Consider the following 18,484-nt stretch of genomic DNA (forward strand, 5'->3'; position numbering starts at 1 on the left):
TATTCAGGAGGTGTGTATTGGCGATTCGGGGGCGGCTTGCGAGAAGGTCAGGTTTACCGAGGGAGGGAAGTTTGCTGGGGCCACAGGTGCGGGGGCTTTGGTGGGCGCGGCAGCCAAATATGCCAGCGGTTCAATCTGCCTGGCGCTTGGCGTATCCACAGGTATCGGAGGTGTTGTCTGTGTCGCGGCCATAGTGGGGACAGGTGCCTGGGTGGGTACGGAGTACGGTGGTATGGCTGGTGAAGATTTAGGTGAAATATTGTACGAAAAAACCTTGCCATGACAGCGGAAGAGTTTTGGAAGTCATGGCTCGCTTTCGGGCTTTTGTCCGGCCCAGGCCTGCTTGGTTTTTTGAGTATTGCCTATAGCCAGTACCTGCGCCGTTGTCATCTGCAAGCAATGAAAGAGGCAATGAAGAACAGCCGCTATATTTGTATTTGGGGAACAAATCTCGGGAAGCGCGGTTGGATCTGGTCCCTCTTGGAGATGGCAAAAATCTCCCAGATGATCACGATGCCAAGAAGCTCGCTTCAGGTCGGTGAGCTGGATCCAGACGATCTTGAAAACTTCCCTACCCACCTTAAACGTCTACTGAAAATCAATTCAGTGATATTGGTTGGTGGCGCTACTTGGTTCGTGATTGTAGTTGTGCTGCTGAAGTTTAAATAACGTGATCGAAGATACTCCGAACTGAAAACAACCCTCGGCATTTCCAGTCGAAGCCTGGTCCATCATTGGGATAAGGCCGGGGCGCCGGGACAGATACCGGGGTATGCCACGCATGTCAGCGCTACCAGTCGTGCTGCCCAATATATGCAGTCGGGTGGCTACATCGGGATTGGTATTGGCGGGGTGTCTTCGTTGTTGGCGATTCAGGGGGTGTGTAGCGGCGATTTGGGGGCGGCAGCACCGCAATACTTGAGCAGGCTGAAGGCCAGCTCCGACAGCGCGATCAATGCCCCCTGGCCAAAGGCGACTGCAGCGCCCCACAGCAAGCAGCCGGCATTGATGCCCAAGGCCGCACGCATCGCCTGACGTCTACCCTCTACCCTCTACCCTCTACCCTCTACCGTCGCGGTTCGCAGCACCAATGCGGTGTCGAGGCCCGGTGTCAGGGTCAGTAGGGGGGCCGCGAGGGTGAAGGCCTGGAAGTTGTCAGTAATGGACATGGGCGAAGGCCTGTGCAGTCAGCCAGCGGGCAAATTAGCACAGGCCCGCCGAGCTGCCACTGCGTTCGACCATCGCGACAATGGTTGCAAACAGTTCGTCTTGCGCCTCGGTAGCGGTGATTTCACCTGTCGTGGCGGCGTGGGAGAGCGCCTCGGCGGCGCCCAGCATCGCGCGCAGGCCGGCGGCTCCAATCTGCGCACCCTTGGCGAAAGGGGCGAGGGCGCTGCGGCATTTCTCCATGAAGATGGCCTGGTACTCAGCCTTGATTTTTTCCAGCTCCGGCGAGCTCGCCAGCGCTGCGATCACCCCAGGTATCTCGTTGCCCTGCAGCAAGACGCACTCGACATAGGAGCTGGCGATTACGCTTGCCCGACTGGCCAGGGTCGGTTCGCTCGCCGCGAGCGCCGCGTCCATCAGTGCCGTCTGGCGTCCGTCGAAATCCTGATAGAGCGCCGCCAGCAGCCCCGGCCGGGTGACGAAATGGTCATAGACCACGGGTTTGGTCACCCCGGCTGCTTCGGCGAGGCGTCCCAGGGTCAAGGCCTCGGTGCCTTCCTCCCGGACCAGTTGCCAGGCGACCTCCAGTAACTGACGCAGGCGGTCTTCGCGAGACAGGCGACGACGCGCTGGGGCAGTGGGATCTGGCTGGAGCGGTTGGCGACTTGACATGTTTATATACCAAAAGTAACTTAGTGGCGTTAACTTACTAAAAGTATATAGCTCTCGTCCTCACCCGTCAGCAGGAGTTTTGCCATGCACGCACTCATCGTGGTCGCTCATCATGATCCCCACTCGCTGAGCCAGAGTATCGCGGCGCAGGTCGCCCAGGGCCTGGCCGATAACGGCAACACATTTGAAGTCGCTGACCTGTGGGCGGAAGGCTTCGACCCCAGGTTTGGCGCCGCCGATTTTTCCGTGCATCACCGCCAAGCTCCAGTGCCTGCCGACGTGGTGGCCGAGCAAGCCCGAATCGACCGCGCCAATGCCCTGGTGCTGGTGTATCCGGTGTTCTGGTGGTCGATGCCGGCGCTGCTCAAGGGCTGGATCGATCGGGTGTTCGCCAATGGCTGGGCATTCGATTTCACCGCAGACGCCCCACTGCTGAAAAAACTCCAGCACCTGCAGGTGCACCTGATTGGGGTGGGTGGCGCGGACCGCGGCACCTACGAACGGCACGGCTATGGGCCGGCGATGAAGACTCAGATTGATCACGGGATCTTCGATTACTGCGGGGCCCAGGTCATGACGTCTGAGTTATTGCTGGAGTCGGAAACCCAAGACCCGCAGGTGCATCTGGAACTGGCGCGGCAGTTGGGTCGCAGTCTGTTCAGTGCAACGCTGGCCGATCGTGCGGTACGGGCTCAAGGCCCGACCGCGCTCAAGGAATCGCATAGACCTTGAACAGTTTTTTCGCCATCTCGCCGACACCGCCCAGGTGCCTGGCGTAGGCCTGCTCGATCTCGCCTGAGCGATACATCTCACTGAGGGCCGTGTCGACCAGCAGGCGGAAATCTTCATCATCGCGTGCCAGCGCCATGGCCGTCGGCGAGTACTCGAACACTCGATCCAGCAGGATCAGGTTGGAGGTGGCGGGTTGATTGGCGAGCAGGTTGCTCAGCAGCATGCGTTCGGCGAAGAAGGCATCGGCCTTGCCTTCGGCGACCAGCTTGAGGCCCGCGGCGGTGTCCGGCACGGTGACCAGGTTGGACACCACGCCCAGCAGTTGCATCTGTTGGCGGATCCAGGCTTCGCTGATGCCGCCAGCGGTGGTGGCGTAGGTCTGGTTGGACAGCCCATGATTGACGGTCGCCCGCCAGGTCGGGCCGGTACGGGCGACCTTGCCATTGAGTACATTGAGCAGCGACTCGGCGGCATCCTGGCGCACCACGGCCGAAAGACCGGCGGTGTAGATCGGGATCGAATAGCTCACCCGTTGTCGGCGCTTCAGGGTGGGCGGGGTCGGCGTACAGAGGATGTCGACCTTGCCCGAGCTGACGGCCAACATCTCATCGTCGATGGTCATAGGTTGGTAACGCACCTGCAACGTCGGCAAACCCAGCTCGCTCTTGAGCTTGTCGGCGACTTTCAGGCAGAGGTCGATTGCATATCCCTGGGCGCTGTCGCCGGCCTGGACACTGAAGGGCGCCAGGTTGGCCATATACCCCAGGGTCAACGTATTGCTCGCCCGCACGCGCTCAAGGGTACTGGCGCTGGCGATAACCGGCGCCATCGCCAGCAGGCAGGCGAAGAGCAGGTGGGTGGCTCTGGTGCGTTGTGGCTTCATCGTCGGGCGCCCCGCAGTCGGCTGTCTATGCGATCTGGAAATCAGTGCTAGGGATTGGTTCCGGTCCCGGTGCCGGCCTCGGCGGGTGCAGGGATGTCGACAAACCGCTTGGAGAGAAAGCCGTAGAGCAGGTAGCCGAATGCCAGGACCATCAGGCCGCCGAACACCGCATCCTTGCCGCAGGCGTACAGGGCGTACAACGAATAGGCCACGGCGATCAGCAACAGCACGGTGTTGCGCGTGTAGATCGCCGCGCTGACGCGGGCTTTGTACATCATCACCAGCAGCCCGGTGGCGGCTGTCACGTAGGGGATCAGGTTGGTCACCGCCGCCAGGCTGACCAGCTTGGCGAACTGGGCGCTGGCGTTGGGGGAGATGGTCGACAGCGCCATCAAGGTCTGCAACACGCCGCACACCAGCATGCCGATGATGGGGGCATCCTGGGCACTGACCTTGCTGAAGAATTTCGGGAACATCCCTTGGTCAGCGGTCATCTTTGCCGTTTGCGCCAGGGTGAACTGCCACCCCAGCAGCGAACCGACACAGGCCATCACGGCCAGCGCCATGACGATGTTGCCCACCACGGGGTTGAACATATGGGCATAGACCAGCGCGAAGGGCGCGGTCGAGTTGGCCAGTTCAGCGTTGGGGATCATCCCCTGGATCACCGTCGTCGACAGCACATAGACCACGGCTGCACCGAGGGTGCCGAACAGGCAGGCCAGGGGCACGTTGCGCTTGGGATTCTCCACCGCATCGCTGGCCTGGGCCGCCGACTCCATGCCCAGAAACGCCCACAGGGTCAGGGGAATGGCTTTGCTGATGGCATCGGAGATCGGCAGGTTATTGGGGTTCCAGGCGGCAATCAGCACTTCGGGTTTGAACCAGAACCAGCCAATGATGCTCAACCCCGCCACCGGGACAATCACCCCCCACACGGTCAGCGCACCGATCTTGCCGGTGATGCGCGGGCCCCCGAAGTTGGCCACCGTGGTCAACCAGAGCAGGCCGACCGTACCGACGAACAGGGGAATGGCACCACTGCCAAGCCAAGGCACGAACGAGGTCATGTAGCCCACCGCAGAGATGGCGACGGCCACGTTGGCGATGCCCAGGGAGAGAAAGTACAGGTACGAACAGAGGAAGAAACCCGATTTGGCGTGGGCTTCCTCGGTGTAGGCGGACAACCCGCCGGAACGCATGCAATAGATGCCGCACTGGGAAAAACAGTAGGCGATAGCCATGGAACCGATGGCCGTGACGATCCATGACAGCAACGAGACGGCCCCCAGTTGGGCCATGCTCGTGGGCAGCAGGATGATGCCCGACCCCATCATGTTCACCGTCACCAGTGTGGTGAGCCCGGTGAGGCTCATTTTTTTGCTTGAGTCGGCCATCACCATTCCTCGATTTACCCAACACACAGCGCCGGCAGGTGAGATCAGCGTAGCAGTGGGATCGAGATCGAGCCTGGTTCGACAGCAAGCATTTATTGGGTAAACGCGGTTTTTTTAGTCCTGGCGCTGGGCAATCAACAGCAGCGACTGCGGCACCGGGCTCTGTGGGTGCTGCGGTTCCTGCAGGCCGCTCAGCCGGAAGCCGGCCATGTCCAGGGCGTTGAACCAGCTGGACAAGGTGCGCATGTACCACGGCATCGGTTGCCAGTCGCCCTTGAACCCGGCGAAGGTCTCTTGGCGCCAGCCGTCCTGGTACTCGCCCGCTGCCGCCGTCCAGGGGTGCAACGTCTGGATCAGCAGGGCGCCGTCGGGGGCGAGCAGGGCGTGCAGGGCGCTGAGCAGGGGGATGATGTCCTGGTGCAGCAGGGCGAAGTTGGCGCAGATCAGCGGGTACTGGTTGCCGATATCGACCCGGGCCTCGACCAGCGCCTCATAACTGGCCAGGTGTACGGGCGCCGAGCCTGCTGCCCGCGCCGCCTCCACCAGGGATTGCGTACCGTCCACGCCGACCGCCTCGATCCCGCGTTTTGTCAGCTCACGCAACAGCCAGCCTTCACCGCAACCCAGATCGAGTACGCGTTCGGGCTGGCGCCCGAGCACTGCCAGCAGTATCGCCTGGTCAGTGACCTGCCGGCGGCTTTCAATGCTGGCGCTGCGCACCGCCTCGATCCAGGAAGAGGCGTTGTGGTGCCAGCTTTGCAGCAGGGCGGATTCGGCATCGGACATCTGGACCTCCAGGCCTTTGGCAGGCAGCGCGAAGAATTTTTCACACTACACTGAAACTGGATCGGGCCCCAGGGGCTGACGTTACCCGTGTTCTGGCCAATCAATTTTGCGCAACGCACAGCAGATCGATTCAACAGTGATAAGGATCAGTGCATGGCCAACACAGACGACGCAAAGTGCGCGCGGGTCCTGGACCCCGTCGAGCGAGTCACCGAAGTGATCTTCGGTCTGCTCATGGCAATGACCTTCACCGGCACCATCAGCGTCGCGACCGGCGGCCAGGAGGAAGAGCGCACGATGATGATCGCCGCGTTGGGCTGCAACCTGGCCTGGGGCCTGGCCGATGCGGTGATGTATCTGCTGCGCAGCCTGGTCGAACACAGCCGCAAGCGCACGTTGCTCGCCAGTCTGCGGGACGGGTCGGATCCGGCCGCCGGGCGGGCGCTGATCGCGCAGGCGTTGCCCGGGCGCCTGGTGGCTGCGGCCGGTACCGAGGAGCTGGAGGCATTGCGGCAACGGTTGATCCGCCACGCTGCGACGGCGGTGCAACCGCGCCTGGGCTGGGATGACTTCAAGGGCGCTGTCGGGGTTTTCCTGCTGGTGGTGTTGTCGACATTTCCCCTCGTGGTGCCGTTCCTGCTGCTCGATCAGACGGCGCTGGCGGTTCGTCTGTCCAACCTGATCGGATTGCTGGTGCTGTTCATTGCCGGTTGGGTGCTGGCCAAGTATGCCGGTGGCAAACCCTGGCAAGGCGCGTTGACCACGGCCACCACCGGCGCTGCGCTGATCGCCGCGATTATCGCCCTCGGCGGCTGAGCGCCGCGCGGCGCGCCTGGGTACCTGCGTGATAGCCAATCTTGTTCCCTGTTGATTTTTCCATTCGCTCTACAGTAGAAGGCCCCCGCCCATGAGCCAGACGGATCCCTTGCCTCCCGCCCCGGAACCTGGGCGTATCGCCCATCGCCAGTCCAGCGACAGCCAGCCCGGCTGGGCCCGCTGGCTGCCTGGCCTGCAAACGCTGCGGCATTACCAGCTCGCCTGGTTGCGCCACGACATCGTCGCCGGGCTGGTGCTGACCACCATGCTGGTGCCCGTGGGCATCGCCTATGCGGTGGCGTCCGGCGTGCCCGGTATCTATGGACTCTACGCGACCATCATTCCGCTGCTGGCCTATGCCTTGTTCGGCCCCAGCCGGATCCTGGTGCTGGGGCCGGACTCCTCCCTGGCGGCGGTGATCCTCGCGGTGGTGCTGCCACTGTCCGGTGGCGATCCGCAACGGGCCATCGCCCTGGCGGGAATGATGGCGCTCGTCTCGGGAACCGTGTGCATCCTGGCGGGCATCGCGCGCCTGGGGTTCATCACCGAGCTGCTGTCCAAACCGATTCGGTATGGCTACATGAACGGGATCGCGGTGACCGTACTGATCAGCCAGTTGCCCAAGCTGTTCGGGTTTTCCATCGACTCCGATGGCCCACTGCGCAACCTGTGGTCGATCACCAGCGGGGTGCTGGACGGCAGGAGCAACTGGACCACCTTCGCCGTGGGCGCTGCCACCCTGGCCGTGATTCTGCTGCTCAAGGGCAACAAACGTGTGCCGGGCATCCTGATCGCGGTGGCCGGTGCGACGATCGCCGTGGGGCTGCTGGACCTTGGTGCGCGGGCCGGGGTGGCGGTACTGGGCTCGTTGCCGCAAGGGTTGCCGGCATTCGCGCTGCCGTGGATCACCCGTGACGATATCGTCCCGGTGCTGATCGGCGGTTGTGCCGTGGCCCTGGTGTCATTCGCCGACACCAGCGTGCTGTCACGGGTCTATGCGGCGCGGACCCGCACCTATGTCGACCCGAACCAGGAAATGGCGGGGCTGGGTTTCGCCAACCTGGCCGCCGGGTTTTTCCAGGGCTTTCCCATCAGTAGCAGCTCTTCGCGGACCCCGGTGGCCGAAGCCGCTGGAGCCAAGACCCAACTCACCGGGGTGGTCGGTGCGCTGGCGGTGGCGGGGCTGCTGATGGTGGCGCCGAACCTGTTGCAAGACCTGCCCAGCAGCGCCCTGGCCGCCGTGGTGATTGCGTCCGCCATCGGCCTGATCGAGGTCAGCGACCTGCGCCGGATCTACCGAATCCAGCGCTGGGAGTTCTGGTTGTCGATCGTCTGCACCATCGGCGTTGCCGTACTGGGGGCGATCGAAGGCATTGGCCTGGCGATCGTGATCGCCATTATCGAATTCCTCTGGGATGCCTGGCGGCCTTATTCCGCGGTGCTCGGGCAGGCTGCCGGGGTCAAGGGTTACCACGACATCCAGCGTTACCCTGACGCGAGCCTGATCCCGGGGCTGGTGTTGTTTCGCTGGGATGCGCCGTTGTTTTTTGCCAATGGCGAACTGTTCAACGACCGCGTGCTGGAAGCCGTGGCCGCCTCCCCAACGCCGGTGCGCTGGCTGGTGGTGGCGGCGGAGCCGGTGACCAGTGTCGATGTGACCTCCGCCGACATGCTGGCCGAACTGCACGAAACCCTGCAGGCGGCGGGGATCACGTTGTGCATGGCCGAGATGAAGGACCCGGTCAAGGACAAGCTCAAGCGTTTCGGTCTGTTCGACCGGCTCGGTGAAACGGCGTTTTTTGCAACCATCGACGATGCCGTCGACAGCTACCTGGCGCTCGCGCCGTTGGATCAACGCTGAGCACTTGGCTGGCGCTCATGGCTACATGCGGTGCATGCGAGGCTGGATCTGTTGGCGGGGCACAATCGCGGAACCCGATCGATTGTTGCCCCCCTCCTGGGCGGCCGGGTTCTGTGCGGCGGCGGGGTCGGTGCTGCTCTGGTCGTGGCAGGACGCGCCGCTGAGACAGATGGCGGCAGCGAGCAGGACAATCGGGCTCAAGGACTTGAACATGGTCATCTCCGACGTTTGGCGGCCAGGCAAGGGGAGCCGGCGCCCCGTTCCTTGAGCGTAGCCGATTGCATCGCAGGTCAGCCCCGGGTCGACCAAGGGCCGGGGCAGCGCTAGGGCTTTGCCCGTGTCTGCAGTTACCATTGGCTTTTTTCAACGCAGCAGACACCGGCCTGGTGCAGCTATTCGAGTGGATCGAACGTGATGGAGCGACGGCAATTCAGCGGTGGCATGAAGGGCAAGAACCTTCGCTACCTGAAGGAAACCCCCAATGCCACGCCGCCCACGGTGCGTACCGGGTTTGTCCTGCTCGAACACTTCTCCTTGCCGGCATTCACCCAGGCGCTGGATACCCTGATCACGGCCAACCTGCTGCGCCCCGGGTTGTTCACGACCCGCACGTTCGGCCTGGGTGAGGCTGAGGTCATCAGTGACCTGGGGCTGGTCATTCGCCCGGATGCCCGTCTCGATGCGGGCGCGATCAACGACCTGGACCTGCTGGTGGTTTGTGGCGGCTACCGTACCGAGCTCAAGGTCAGCGATGAGTTCATCGGCCTGCTCAAGACCGCCGCCGAGCGGGGCGCCCACCTCGCCGGTCTGTGGAATGGTGCATGGTTCCTGGGCAAGGCGGGCCTGCTGGATGGCTATCGTTGCGCGATTCACCCCGAACACCGTCCCGCCCTCACGGAAATTGCCCGGGCCACCCACGTCAGCAGTGAGCCCTACGTGATCGATCGCGACCGGCTCACCGCGTCCAGCCCTTCGGGGGCCTTCCACATGGCACTGGACTGGATCAAGGGCCTGCACGACAAAGCCCTGGTCGAGGGTATCGAGGACATCCTGGCGTTCGAGGAGTCGCGCTACCGGCGCATCAAGCCGACGGAAAACGTCTGCCTCAGCGCGCCCTTGCGCGAGGTGGTGAAACTGATGGATGCCAACCTCGAAGAGCCGCTGGAGCTCGAGCAACTGGCGGTCTATGCCGGGCGTTCGCGGCGCCAGCTCGAACGCTTGTTCAAGGAGCAATTGGGCACCACGCCGCAGCGTTATTACCTGGAACTGCGCATTACCGAAGCCCGTCGTCTGCTGCAGCACACCGAACTGTCCCAGGTGGACGTGCTGGTGGCCTGCGGGTTTGTCTCGCCGAGCCATTTCAGCAAGTGCTACAGCGCCTACTTCGGGTATCGTCCATCCAAGGAAAAGCGCCTGGTCAAGTAAGGTGCAAAGTTTGAGCAGCAGTTAAAACACGATGCCCAGTTTTGCCCCGTATTCATTCCTGATCTGCTTGTCGTACTGACTGAAGTCAAACTGACCCTCAGGGTCATAGTTGAAACGGTTGTAATACAGGCTGGCGACAATCGGTAAACTGCCTTGCGAGTTGAACAGCACACTTAATTCGACATAAGGGTCGGTGCTGCTCTGCAAGTCCAGGGTCTGATTGGAAATACCCTGGACATCCAGTTGCGCATCGCCCTCCAGGGATCTTCGCGCGCCGGCTTCAAGGCGCAGGGCGGCAGTATCGAACTGATGGTTATAGCCAATCGCAACTTTGGCGAAGGGGGTGCGGTTGGTCAGTTCAATATCGTATTTGTTGTAGCCCGGATCAAAACGATTCCATTTGTAGCCAGCGCCCACCAGCATGTCGAGAAAGTTGCTGGCATCCAGTGCCAGCCGCCAGCCCAGATCCAGGTCCGCTTGCAGGTCTTTGACCCGCTGCCCCTGTTTTTCCGAGTACTGGCCACTGATCTCGGCCTGAAACACCAGGCCGGCATGGCCGGTCAACTTGTTGCCGTAGTTGAGGAACACTCCGCCTTCGGGCATGCGCTCGATGTCGTTGCTCGGCCCTTTGAATTCCAGTTCGCTGTAGCTACCCAGCAGGCCCACTGCAATCACCGGTTCGGTATTGACGGCGGCCGTTGAAGTAGGCGCCGAAGTTACCGCGACAAGTGCGCAGGCAACAGCCAGTAAATTTATTGTTTTCATAAGAACTCCAGCAGCGCGCCGCAGGTCCGTTATGGATTGCTCTTATGACGAATGTAGTTGTTTTGCAGATGGCCATTTATGGTGGGGGAGAGGCGGGCGACGAATGGAGGGTTATAGATGGATCCAAGTTGGTGAAGTGTGCGTATTCATTGGGTTTGGTAGTTTTAATTATTTTCCATGACGCTGAATTGTTGGGCGTGTTGTTGCGGATGATTGTCGTTAGTTAAACTTTAAATTGGCGTCAAAAGTTAAAATGGCATGTTTTCAAGTAACGTTTTTGAACACTTTGTTTATCAGGTCGAATACATTGCTTTTTACTGCACTGTTCAACTCGACCCAGGCCAGTCCGGTGGTGGCACGGTAATCGCCCAATTCCAGGGGGCGGGACAGCACATTGGCCGGCAGCGCGCGGCCGGCATTGGCGGGTAACAGGCCGACGCCGAGTCCGGCGGAAACCAGGGCCAGCATGGTGGTGAACTCGCCCAGTTCGGCGCGGATCTGCAACCGGATGCCGTGGCTGGCCAGGGCTTGCATCAGGCCATCGTAAAAACCGGGGGCGTAGCGTCTGGCAAGGATGTACACCGGCACCTCGGCCAGCGATGCCCGCGTCAGGCTGGCGCATGCGGCCAGGGGGTGGTCGCTGGGGAAGGCCAGCATCATGTTCTCGCGCACCACTTCCAGGGTCTGGATGCCGGGAGTGACCGCGGGCAAGCGCATCAGGCCAAAGTCCAGTTGGCCGCTTTTCAGGGCCATGGCTTGCTCCGGTCCCGACATGTCCTTGAGCTCCAGTTCGATCCGCGGGAATTGCTCATGCAGCGAGCGCACCAGGGTGGGCAGCAGTTGCGGCAGTACCGAGGAAACGAAACCCAGGCGCACACGACCGATTTCCCCACGCCCCGAAGCCTTCGCCACATCCACGGCGTGGGCCGCTTGATGCAGGGTCGCCAGCGCTTCCGGAAGGAAGATCGCGCCGACCTCGGTCAGCGCCACCGAATGCCGGTTGCGCTCGAACAGGCGCACCCCGAGTTCATCCTCGAGCAATTTGATCTGCATGCTCAAGGCCGGCTGCACGATGGACAGGCGTTGCGCGGCGCGGCCGAAATGCAGCTCCTGGGCCAGGGTCACGAATGAGCGCAACAGCTTGATTTCCATATAGGGACTCCGGGGCAGCGGGGGCAAGAGCCGTCGATCATAGAATTTGATCACCAGATCAGCAATCACCATTGGACGCTGTGAGTGGGCTGCGGTGAACTGCCGCCAAGGCCATTCAACAACAAAGGGCCATTGACGGAGAACTGTATGGGATTCACCAGTGATAGCTTTCGACTGGACGGGCGCAGGGCGCTGATCACCGGTTCGGGCAAGGGCATCGGCCTGGAATTGGCCCGGGGTCTGGGTGCCGCGGGCGCCAGGGTGGTGATCAATGATCGCAATGCTGACAAGGCACGCAGGGTGGCCAGCCAACTGCAAGAGGAGGGCATCGACGCCGATTTTGCCGTGTTTGACGTCACCGACCGCGCTCAACTACTGGAGGCGATCAACCACCTCGAAGCAACCCGTGGGGCCATCGATATTCTGGTCAACAACGCCGGGATCCAGCGCCGTGCCCCCCTGGAGGATTTCGACCCCAACGACTGGCACGCACTGATGCGGGTCAACCTGGACGGGGTGTTCCATGTCTCCCAGGCCGTCGCCCGGCACATGATTGCCCGTGGTCGCGGCAAGATCATCAACATCTGCTCGGTGCAGAGCGAGCTGGCGCGGCCGACCATCGCGCCCTACGCCGCCTCCAAGGGCGCGGTGAAAATGCTCACCAAGGGCATGTGCGCCGAGTGGGCACGCCACGGCATCCAGGCCAATGGCCTGGCCCCTGGGTATTTCGCCACCGAGATGAACCGCGCGCTGGTGGACAACCAGGAGTTCTCCCAGTGGCTGTGCAAACGCACACCGGCCGGGCGTTGGGGCCGGGTCGAGGAGTTGTGTGGCGCGGCGGTCTTCCTCGCCTCGCCGGCTTCGGACTTCATCAATGGCCAGACGCTGTTCGTCGATGGCGGCTTGACCAGCGTGGTTTGAACCGAACACCCGTCGTTATAAAAACAACAACAGGGGACACCCATGAGTGCACTCAAAGAGTCGTTACTGCCGCTGACCGATGACAACCGTCGGCAGACCAAGGTCCAGGGCTTTGCCAGCAAACGCTGGTGGTACCTGATTCCGCTGATTTTCATCACCTACAGCCTGGCCTACCTGGACCGCGCCAACTATGGCTTTGCCAGTGCGGCCGGGATCGAGCAGGACCTGGGGATTACCAAGAGCACCTCGTCCTTGATCGGTGCCTTGTTCTTTCTCGGCTACTTTTTCTTCCAGGTGCCGGGGGCGATCTACGCGCAGAAGTACAGCGTGCGCAAACTGGTGTTCTGGAGCCTGATCCTCTGGGGCTTCTGCGCCATGGCCACGGGGCTGGTGACCAATATCCCGATGCTGATGGTCATCCGGGTCTCGCTGGGCATCGTCGAAGCGGCAGTGATGCCGGCGATGCTGATCTTCATCAGCAACTGGTTCACCCGCAAGGAGCGCTCGCGGGCCAACACCTTCCTGGTGCTGGGCAACCCGGTGACGGTGCTGTGGATGTCGGTGGTCTCGGGCTACCTGATCCATGCCTGGGGCTGGCGTGAGATGTTCGTCATCGAAGGCGCGCCTGCCGTGTTGTGGGCGTTTGTCTGGTGGCGCCTGGCGCGGGACAAGCCTGAGCAGGTCGACTGGCTGAGCCGTCAGGAAAAAGACCAGTTGGCGGCGACCCTGGCCGAAGAACAGAAAGGCATGCAAGTGGTGCGCAACTACCGCCAGGCCTTCACCAGCCCCATCGTGATTCAGCTGTGCTGCGTCCATGCGCTGTGGAGCATCGGGGTCTATGGCTTCATCATGTGGCTGCCGACCATCATCAAGCAGGCGGCTGCGGCGGACATCGTCACGGTTGGCTGGTTGAGTGCGGTGCCTTACGTCGCAGCGGTCGGCACCATGCTGGCGGTGTCCTGGGCCTCGGACAAATCCCAGCAACGCAAGCATTTCGTCTGGCCGCTGCTGGCCCTGGGGGCGTTGGCGTTCTTTTGCTCCTACCTGCTGGGCTCCAGTCATTTCTGGTGGTCGTTTGCCTTGTTGACCCTCGCCGGTGCTGCACTGTACGCCCCGTACGGTCCGTTCTTCGCGCTGATCCCGGAGATCCTGCCGGCCAACGTGTTCGGTGGCGCTATCGGCCTGATCAATGCCTGCGGCGCGCTGGGGGCCTTTATCGGCTCATGGATTGTTGGCTACCTGATCGGCCTGACCGGCAACCCTGGCGCGGCCTACATTTTCATGACAGCCGGGGTGCTGTCGTCGGCCCTGTTGATGGCCTGGGTGAAGGTCAAACTGTAGTGGTCTACTAACCCCGGACACCCATTTAGGCGAGAATGCTCGGCCTGTTGAGTGGTAAGGGCGGGCGAGGCGGCCTACCGGCCGGCCTGCTTTTCCCTGGTGTATGAATTTCCTTTGTGGGAGCTGGCCTGCCGGCGATGGTCGTTAACGATATCGCGTGCATTCAGGGGGCACGCAATGTTCTTTAGGCCATCGCGAGCAGGCCGCAAGCGGGCACCCGCTCCTGCAAAAGTCCTTACACCGCGGCCGCTGAGAGGCGACCCCGGCGCAGCCAGCCGATCAGGACGGCGGCGATCAGCAGGAAGCCCAGGTAGCCGAACAGCGGATACACCTGGCCCACCAGGCTGATGAAGCCCACCAGGCTGCCGACAAAAGCCAGGACACCGGCCACGGCCGAGCCGATGCGGAATGTGCGGGTGCCGGCCGGCAGCAGGCGGGCCGAGAAGGAGTAGAGCGTGCCGACGGCGGTGTTGAGGATCATGCAAAAGATGATCAGTGCCATCAAAAGCCCCAGCACCGGGGAGATCTCGGTGGCGATCGACAGCATCGGCATCGGCAGGTCCGCCACGCTGTCCAGGCGCGACAGCAGGCCCAGGCTCATCACCAGCATCAGCAAGCCGAGCGCCGCGCCGCCCAGGATGCCGCCCCAGATCGCCTGCTTTTCGGTTTTTGCCGCGCCGCCCATGATCGCCAGGATCGGCACCCCGGCCACAATGTTGTACGACACATAGAGCAATGCCCCCAACAACCAATGGCTGGCACCGGCCTGCTGCTGGCTGGCCAACTGGTCGAGCTGGGCGAATTCCAGGTCGCGGCTGGCTGCGCCATACAGGGCCACCGCCACGGCGGTGAGAATCAGAAAGGGCGTCGCTGCCCCGATCATGCCGATCACCTTATGCACGTCCAGGCACACCACCGCGACCACGATCAGGGTCACCAGGACGCTGCCGAGCACCGCCGGAATGCCGAATTGCTGCTCCAGCAACGCCCCCCCGCCTGCCAGCATGACCACGGTCACGGCAAACATGAAGAAGGTGATCATCAGATCGACAAAGGTCCCCAGGTAGCGGCCGCACAAGGCGTACACCACGTCCTTGTGGGACGTCGCCTGCAAGCGACTGCCCATGCCGGCCAGCGCCATGCCGAGGAAGGTGAACAGCGCGGCGCTGACCACCGCACCGAGCAGGCCCCAGACGCCGAAGTCGACGAACATCAGCAACAGCTCCCGGCCCGAGGCAAACCCCGCGCCGACGATGACGCCGACAAATGCACCGGCGATTTTCAGACTTTCTTTCATGACCAATTCCCTCGATCTATTGTTGTTATTGGCTGCGCAGAGCCTCTGCGGGGTATTGCACTGATGCTTGGCCGGGGTGGCTCAGTCGGTTGTGCCGACCCAGGCCTGGACTTCGATTTCCACGTCGACCCCCAGCGCCAGGCCCGCACTGACCGTGGAGCGCACCGGGAAGCCGTTGCTGAAGTGACGCTGGTAGACCTGGTTGAAACCGGCGAAATGCTGCATGTCCGAGAGCCAGACCGTGGCCTTGACCACCTGGTCGAAGCCCACGCCACATTCGGCCAGGGTTTCGCCAATACGGGTCATCACGGCGGCGGTTTGGGTGGCGATATCGCCGCGCACCACTTCACCTTCGGCGGTCATCGGGATCTGCCCGGAAAGGAACAGGAAGTCGCCGATCCGAATCGCCTTGGAGAAGGGGTAGGGCAGGGTGCTGGGGTAGCGCTGGAGAGTGTTGGGCATGGCATGGAGCCTCGGTGGTGGGGTAAGTGTTTAACGCAAGCGCGCCGGCGCCAGGCGAAGGGGGTCGACGCCTTGTTGGTGCAGGTGCTCGGGCAAGGGGTGATCCAGCAGCAGGGCGCAGGCCAGTTGCGAGACCGCGGCGGCGGACTGGATGCCATAGCCGCCCTGGGCCGCCAGCCAGAAAAAGCCTGCGCACTGATCGTCCCAGCCGACCACCAGGTCGCCGTCGGCCACGAATGAGCGCAAGCCGGCCCAGCTGTGGCGCGGCCGACGAATCTGCAAAGAGGTGGCGGCTTCGATGTGATAGATCCCGGTGGCGATATCCAGCTCTTCGGGCATCACGTCCTGGGCGTGTACGGGGTCGGCGTTGGCCGGTGAGCCCAGCAACTGGCCGGCGTCGGGCTTGAAGTAGAAGCTCTCGTCGATGCCGATCACGGCGGGCCAGCGGGAGAAGTCGGTGCCTGCGGGGCCGTCGAAGGTAAAGGCGCTGCGCCGGCACGGCTGCAGGCCGATCGGGGCCACGTCGCACAGCTGCGCCACCTGGTCGGCCCAGGCGCCAGCGGCGTTGACCAGGGTTCGCGCCCTGAACTGACGGCCGTCGGCCAGGGTCAGGGCCCAGGCATCGCCTTCCCGGTGAGCGGTACGCAGTTCGGCATCACACATCAGCTCACCACCGGCGCGGCGCATGGCCCGCAGAAAACCCTGGTGCAAGGCATGCACATCGAGGTCACGGGCATCAGTTTCAAGGATCGCCCCGCCGATGGCCTCGGCCCGCAGGCACGGCACCAGGGCCAGGGCTTGCTCGGCATCGATCAACGACACGTTGGCTGCGCAGCTGCGCAGGCTGGTATAGGTTTGCTCGAGCAGGGGCTGTTGGTCCGGGCTGGCGATGTACAGGCAGCCCCGGGGTTCCAGCAGCGGATGTTCGGTGAACCCGGCTGGCGGTTGTTCGTAGAACGCCCGGCTGGCACGGGTCAACGCCTGGATCTGCGGGGTTCCGTAGGCTTCCATGAACATCGCGGCGGAGCGGCCGGTGGCGTGATAGCCGGGCTGCGACTCACGTTCCAGGACCAGGACGCTGGCCTGTCCCGCCAGGCGATAGGCCAGGGAGGCCCCTGCAATACCGCCGCCGATGATGACGAAATCGAAACACTCGCTGTCGTGCATGCCCAAGGACCTCCGTGGTGGGTGGGGAGAAAAGACGACGCCCGCACCGGCTGGATAAATTCTCACATAAGAGAAATGTAAGATATGAGAATTTATCAGTCAAGCCATGGCCTTGAGGTAATATCGCGCCACGCATCCGGCCCGGGTCCCCAGGGCCAGAAAATTGGTATGACAGAGAGACTGCATGAGTTCCAGCCGCCCACCGCTCGCCTCCAATGCCCAGGCCCATCCGCTGATTGACCGAGCCCAGGTTGGCGCACGTCTGCGGGCGATCCGCAAACACCAGAAGTTGACCCTCAAGCAATTGTCCGAGCGTTCAGGCGTGGCCTTGTCGACCCTGTCGAAAATGGAGTTGGCCCAAGTCTCGGTGAGCTACGAAAAACTCGCCGCCGCAGCGCGCGCCCTGAGCGTCGACATCGCCCAGTTGTTCAGCCCGGCCAAGGACCGCACGGACCTGGTGCAACCGACGGTGGTCAGCACGGCCATCGACAGTGCCGCGGGCTACAGCACCGGCAACTACGACTACCACCCGATGGCCGGCGATTTTCCCGGGCGCAGCATGACGCCGATGTACGCGCGCATCTTTGCCCGGGAGCTGACCCAGTTCGACGACTACATCCGCCACCCCGGGCAAGAGTTTGCCCTGGTGCTCAGCGGGCGGGTGCGCATTCAGTTTGAAACCGGCGAGTCCATCAGCATCGGCTGCCGCGAAACCGCCTACTTCAACAGTGCGATTGGCCATATCTACCTGGCGCAAAGCGATGACGGGGCGGATGCCGAAGTGATGGTGGTGATGTCCGAGCGCTGAGTCTGCCCTCGCGGTTACCGATTTCCCAAGTCCCGGCCTTGAAATGCCGGCGCCACAGCACTCGCAGCCACCACGGCGTCGGTGTCCTGCGGAGTGCTGATCCTGATCATTTCAGAAGCGCTCATCCATCAGGGCTGGCAGGGTAATGTCCTTGACGTAGCTGGCCGCGGACAGGCTCAGCACCATGCGCACCACCTGCACCACGTCGTGGACCGGAATCAAATGGCCCTCGCCACGCTGCTCGGCCAACTCGCGGGGTGTGCTGAGCGGGTCGTCGGTGTTCAGGTAGCCCAGGTTCAGGCAGGTGACCGCCAGGCGTTGCTGACGGTAGCCTTCACGCAGTGCATCGGCGATTCCGTGCAGGGCAAACTTGGAGGCGCCGAAGGTCACTTCCGGACGGCCGCTTTGCGCCAGGCCGGAGGTCGAGCCGGTGAGGATGATCCGCGGGTTAGGGCTTTTCAGCAGCTGCGGCAGCAGGCGCTTGATCAGCAGGATGGGCGCGGTGATGTTGCAGCTGACGATGGCTTGCAGGTGCTCGTCGTCATCGGCAAGGAAGTTGTAGCTCGGATCAAACGCGCGCTCTTCCCAGATGCCCAGGTTGTAGATCAAGGTGTCGAGGCCCTCGGCAGCCACCGCCTGCTCGATGACCCGGGCGGCCTCGGCCGGTTCGCCGAGGTTGGCTTCGAGCCAGCGCACCTGCACGCCAGCGAGGGGCTGCAGGTTTTCTGGGCGGCTACGGGAGACCCCGATCAGCGTGTCCCCAGGCTCCCCCAGGCCCTCAATCATGGCTTTGCCCAATCCTTTGCTAGCACCGACCACCAGGGTTTTCATC

General features: G+C 62.6%; 19 protein-coding genes and 2 pseudogenes. 9 read left to right on the top strand and 12 right to left on the bottom strand.

Annotated features, from left to right (window positions below; translation table 11 throughout):
• Both H7995_RS28330 and H7995_RS24735 read left to right on the top strand, forming a co-directional pair.
• Positions 1-283: pseudogene (locus H7995_RS28330) on the top strand (PAAR domain-containing protein); the annotation flags it as partial.
• Positions 280-669, top strand: a complete 390-nt coding sequence (locus tag H7995_RS24735; RefSeq protein ID WP_185819059.1) for a hypothetical protein — start codon at positions 280-282, stop codon at positions 667-669. The pseudogene H7995_RS28330 and the gene H7995_RS24735, both read left to right, overlap by 4 nt.
• Before the next feature lie 233 nt (positions 670-902).
• On the opposite strand, the pseudogene H7995_RS24740 reads toward H7995_RS24735, so the two are convergent.
• Together H7995_RS24740 and H7995_RS24745 are read right to left on the bottom strand one after the other, a co-directional pair.
• Positions 903-1,169 (bottom strand): annotated as a pseudogene (locus tag H7995_RS24740) (LysE family transporter); the annotation flags it as partial.
• Positions 1,170-1,203: 34 nt separating this feature from the next.
• The gene (locus tag H7995_RS24745; protein ID WP_185819060.1) at positions 1,204-1,839 is read right to left on the bottom strand and encodes a TetR/AcrR family transcriptional regulator; all 636 of its coding nucleotides are present in this window, start codon (positions 1,837-1,839) and stop codon (positions 1,204-1,206) included.
• Between the two features lie 84 nt (positions 1,840-1,923).
• Between H7995_RS24745 and H7995_RS24750 the strand changes: the two genes are divergently transcribed.
• Entirely contained in the window at positions 1,924-2,571 is a 648-nt protein-coding gene (locus H7995_RS24750; RefSeq protein WP_166592789.1) for an NAD(P)H-dependent oxidoreductase, read from the top strand.
• Here H7995_RS24750 and H7995_RS24755 read toward each other — a convergent pair.
• The 3 genes from H7995_RS24755 to H7995_RS24765 all read right to left on the bottom strand — a co-directional run bounded on the left by H7995_RS24755 (position 2,549) and on the right by H7995_RS24765 (position 5,637).
• Entirely contained in the window at positions 2,549-3,454 is a 906-nt protein-coding gene (locus H7995_RS24755; RefSeq protein WP_182344266.1) for an amino acid ABC transporter substrate-binding protein, read from the bottom strand. The two genes, H7995_RS24750 and H7995_RS24755, sit on opposite strands and share 23 nt — an antisense overlap.
• Before the next feature lie 47 nt (positions 3,455-3,501).
• Positions 3,502-4,851, bottom strand: a complete 1,350-nt coding sequence (potE, locus tag H7995_RS24760; RefSeq protein WP_182344268.1) for a putrescine-ornithine antiporter — start codon at positions 4,849-4,851, stop codon at positions 3,502-3,504.
• 114 nt (positions 4,852-4,965) lie between these two features.
• Positions 4,966-5,637, bottom strand: coding sequence for a class I SAM-dependent methyltransferase (locus tag H7995_RS24765; RefSeq protein ID WP_185819061.1), 672 nt, complete (start codon positions 5,635-5,637; stop codon positions 4,966-4,968).
• Positions 5,638-5,790: 153 nt separating this feature from the next.
• On the opposite strand from H7995_RS24765, the gene H7995_RS24770 reads away from it, so the two are divergent.
• Both H7995_RS24770 and H7995_RS24775 read left to right on the top strand, forming a co-directional pair.
• Positions 5,791-6,453 (top strand): hypothetical protein, encoded by a 663-nt coding sequence (locus H7995_RS24770; protein WP_185819062.1) that lies wholly within the window; start codon positions 5,791-5,793, stop codon positions 6,451-6,453.
• Positions 6,454-6,544: 91 nt separating this feature from the next.
• Positions 6,545-8,314 (top strand): SulP family inorganic anion transporter, encoded by a 1,770-nt coding sequence (locus tag H7995_RS24775; protein WP_166592794.1) that lies wholly within the window; start codon positions 6,545-6,547, stop codon positions 8,312-8,314.
• A 21-nt stretch (positions 8,315-8,335) separates the two neighbouring features.
• Here the strand turns inward: H7995_RS24775 and H7995_RS24780 are convergent, their stop codons facing one another.
• Positions 8,336-8,527: a hypothetical protein gene (locus tag H7995_RS24780; RefSeq protein ID WP_166592795.1), complete on the bottom strand. Its 192-nt coding sequence runs from the start codon at positions 8,525-8,527 to the stop codon at positions 8,336-8,338.
• 201 nt (positions 8,528-8,728) lie between these two features.
• Between H7995_RS24780 and H7995_RS24785 the strand changes: the two genes are divergently transcribed.
• Positions 8,729-9,739, top strand: a complete 1,011-nt coding sequence (locus H7995_RS24785) for a GlxA family transcriptional regulator (RefSeq protein ID WP_166592796.1) — start codon at positions 8,729-8,731, stop codon at positions 9,737-9,739.
• Positions 9,740-9,760: 21 nt separating this feature from the next.
• On the opposite strand, the gene H7995_RS24790 is transcribed toward H7995_RS24785, so the two are convergent.
• Both H7995_RS24790 and H7995_RS24795 read right to left on the bottom strand, forming a co-directional pair.
• Entirely contained in the window at positions 9,761-10,504 is a 744-nt protein-coding gene (locus H7995_RS24790; protein WP_185819063.1) for a hypothetical protein, read from the bottom strand.
• A 264-nt stretch (positions 10,505-10,768) separates the two neighbouring features.
• The gene (locus H7995_RS24795) at positions 10,769-11,656 is read right to left on the bottom strand and encodes a LysR family transcriptional regulator (protein WP_185819064.1); all 888 of its coding nucleotides are present in this window, start codon (positions 11,654-11,656) and stop codon (positions 10,769-10,771) included.
• A gap of 147 nt (positions 11,657-11,803) precedes the next feature.
• Between H7995_RS24795 and H7995_RS24800 the strand changes: the two genes are divergently transcribed.
• Together H7995_RS24800 and H7995_RS24805 are read left to right on the top strand one after the other, a co-directional pair.
• Positions 11,804-12,577, top strand: a complete 774-nt coding sequence (locus tag H7995_RS24800; protein ID WP_185819065.1) for a glucose 1-dehydrogenase — start codon at positions 11,804-11,806, stop codon at positions 12,575-12,577.
• A gap of 42 nt (positions 12,578-12,619) precedes the next feature.
• Complete coding sequence (locus tag H7995_RS24805) at positions 12,620-13,918, top strand: MFS transporter (protein ID WP_185819066.1); 1,299 nt, start codon at positions 12,620-12,622, stop codon at positions 13,916-13,918.
• A gap of 235 nt (positions 13,919-14,153) precedes the next feature.
• Here the strand turns inward: H7995_RS24805 and H7995_RS24810 are convergent, their stop codons facing one another.
• The 3 genes from H7995_RS24810 to H7995_RS24820 form a co-directional block, all read right to left on the bottom strand.
• Entirely contained in the window at positions 14,154-15,215 is a 1,062-nt protein-coding gene (locus H7995_RS24810) for a YkvI family membrane protein (RefSeq protein WP_185819067.1), read from the bottom strand.
• 81 nt (positions 15,216-15,296) lie between these two features.
• The gene (locus H7995_RS24815) at positions 15,297-15,677 is read right to left on the bottom strand and encodes a RidA family protein (RefSeq protein WP_185819068.1); all 381 of its coding nucleotides are present in this window, start codon (positions 15,675-15,677) and stop codon (positions 15,297-15,299) included.
• A gap of 30 nt (positions 15,678-15,707) precedes the next feature.
• On the bottom strand, positions 15,708-16,844 hold the full coding sequence (locus H7995_RS24820; RefSeq protein WP_185819069.1) for an NAD(P)/FAD-dependent oxidoreductase: 1,137 nt from the start codon (positions 16,842-16,844) through the stop codon (positions 15,708-15,710).
• Positions 16,845-17,028: 184 nt separating this feature from the next.
• On the opposite strand from H7995_RS24820, the gene H7995_RS24825 reads away from it, so the two are divergent.
• Entirely contained in the window at positions 17,029-17,652 is a 624-nt protein-coding gene (locus H7995_RS24825) for a helix-turn-helix domain-containing protein (RefSeq protein ID WP_166592805.1), read from the top strand.
• Between the two features lie 111 nt (positions 17,653-17,763).
• Here H7995_RS24825 and H7995_RS24830 read toward each other — a convergent pair whose 3' ends face one another.
• Positions 17,764-18,483, bottom strand: a complete 720-nt coding sequence (locus tag H7995_RS24830) for an SDR family NAD(P)-dependent oxidoreductase (protein ID WP_166592806.1) — start codon at positions 18,481-18,483, stop codon at positions 17,764-17,766.
• Position 18,484 lies beyond the last annotated feature (1 nt).

Source organism: Pseudomonas kielensis (assembly GCF_014236655.1).
GTDB classification, from domain to species: domain Bacteria; phylum Pseudomonadota; class Gammaproteobacteria; order Pseudomonadales; family Pseudomonadaceae; genus Aquipseudomonas; species Aquipseudomonas kielensis.

Coding starts and splice junctions, on each gene's coding strand:
- H7995_RS24735 (WP_185819059.1), top strand. CDS start 280: ATGACAGCGGAAGAGTTTTGGAAGTCATGGCTCGCTTTCGGGCTTTTG.
- H7995_RS24745 (WP_185819060.1), bottom strand. CDS start 1,839: ATGTCAAGTCGCCAACCGCTCCAGCCAGATCCCACTGCCCCAGCGCGT.
- H7995_RS24750 (WP_166592789.1), top strand. CDS start 1,924: ATGCACGCACTCATCGTGGTCGCTCATCATGATCCCCACTCGCTGAGC.
- H7995_RS24755 (WP_182344266.1), bottom strand. CDS start 3,454: ATGAAGCCACAACGCACCAGAGCCACCCACCTGCTCTTCGCCTGCCTG.
- potE (WP_182344268.1), bottom strand. CDS start 4,851: ATGGCCGACTCAAGCAAAAAAATGAGCCTCACCGGGCTCACCACACTG.
- H7995_RS24765 (WP_185819061.1), bottom strand. CDS start 5,637: ATGTCCGATGCCGAATCCGCCCTGCTGCAAAGCTGGCACCACAACGCC.
- H7995_RS24770 (WP_185819062.1), top strand. CDS start 5,791: ATGGCCAACACAGACGACGCAAAGTGCGCGCGGGTCCTGGACCCCGTC.
- H7995_RS24775 (WP_166592794.1), top strand. CDS start 6,545: ATGAGCCAGACGGATCCCTTGCCTCCCGCCCCGGAACCTGGGCGTATC.
- H7995_RS24780 (WP_166592795.1), bottom strand. CDS start 8,527: ATGTTCAAGTCCTTGAGCCCGATTGTCCTGCTCGCTGCCGCCATCTGT.
- H7995_RS24785 (WP_166592796.1), top strand. CDS start 8,729: ATGGAGCGACGGCAATTCAGCGGTGGCATGAAGGGCAAGAACCTTCGC.
- H7995_RS24790 (WP_185819063.1), bottom strand. CDS start 10,504: ATGAAAACAATAAATTTACTGGCTGTTGCCTGCGCACTTGTCGCGGTA.
- H7995_RS24795 (WP_185819064.1), bottom strand. CDS start 11,656: ATGGAAATCAAGCTGTTGCGCTCATTCGTGACCCTGGCCCAGGAGCTG.
- H7995_RS24800 (WP_185819065.1), top strand. CDS start 11,804: ATGGGATTCACCAGTGATAGCTTTCGACTGGACGGGCGCAGGGCGCTG.
- H7995_RS24805 (WP_185819066.1), top strand. CDS start 12,620: ATGAGTGCACTCAAAGAGTCGTTACTGCCGCTGACCGATGACAACCGT.
- H7995_RS24810 (WP_185819067.1), bottom strand. CDS start 15,215: ATGAAAGAAAGTCTGAAAATCGCCGGTGCATTTGTCGGCGTCATCGTC.
- H7995_RS24815 (WP_185819068.1), bottom strand. CDS start 15,677: ATGCCCAACACTCTCCAGCGCTACCCCAGCACCCTGCCCTACCCCTTC.
- H7995_RS24820 (WP_185819069.1), bottom strand. CDS start 16,844: ATGCACGACAGCGAGTGTTTCGATTTCGTCATCATCGGCGGCGGTATT.
- H7995_RS24825 (WP_166592805.1), top strand. CDS start 17,029: ATGAGTTCCAGCCGCCCACCGCTCGCCTCCAATGCCCAGGCCCATCCG.
- H7995_RS24830 (WP_166592806.1), bottom strand. CDS start 18,483: ATGAAAACCCTGGTGGTCGGTGCTAGCAAAGGATTGGGCAAAGCCATG.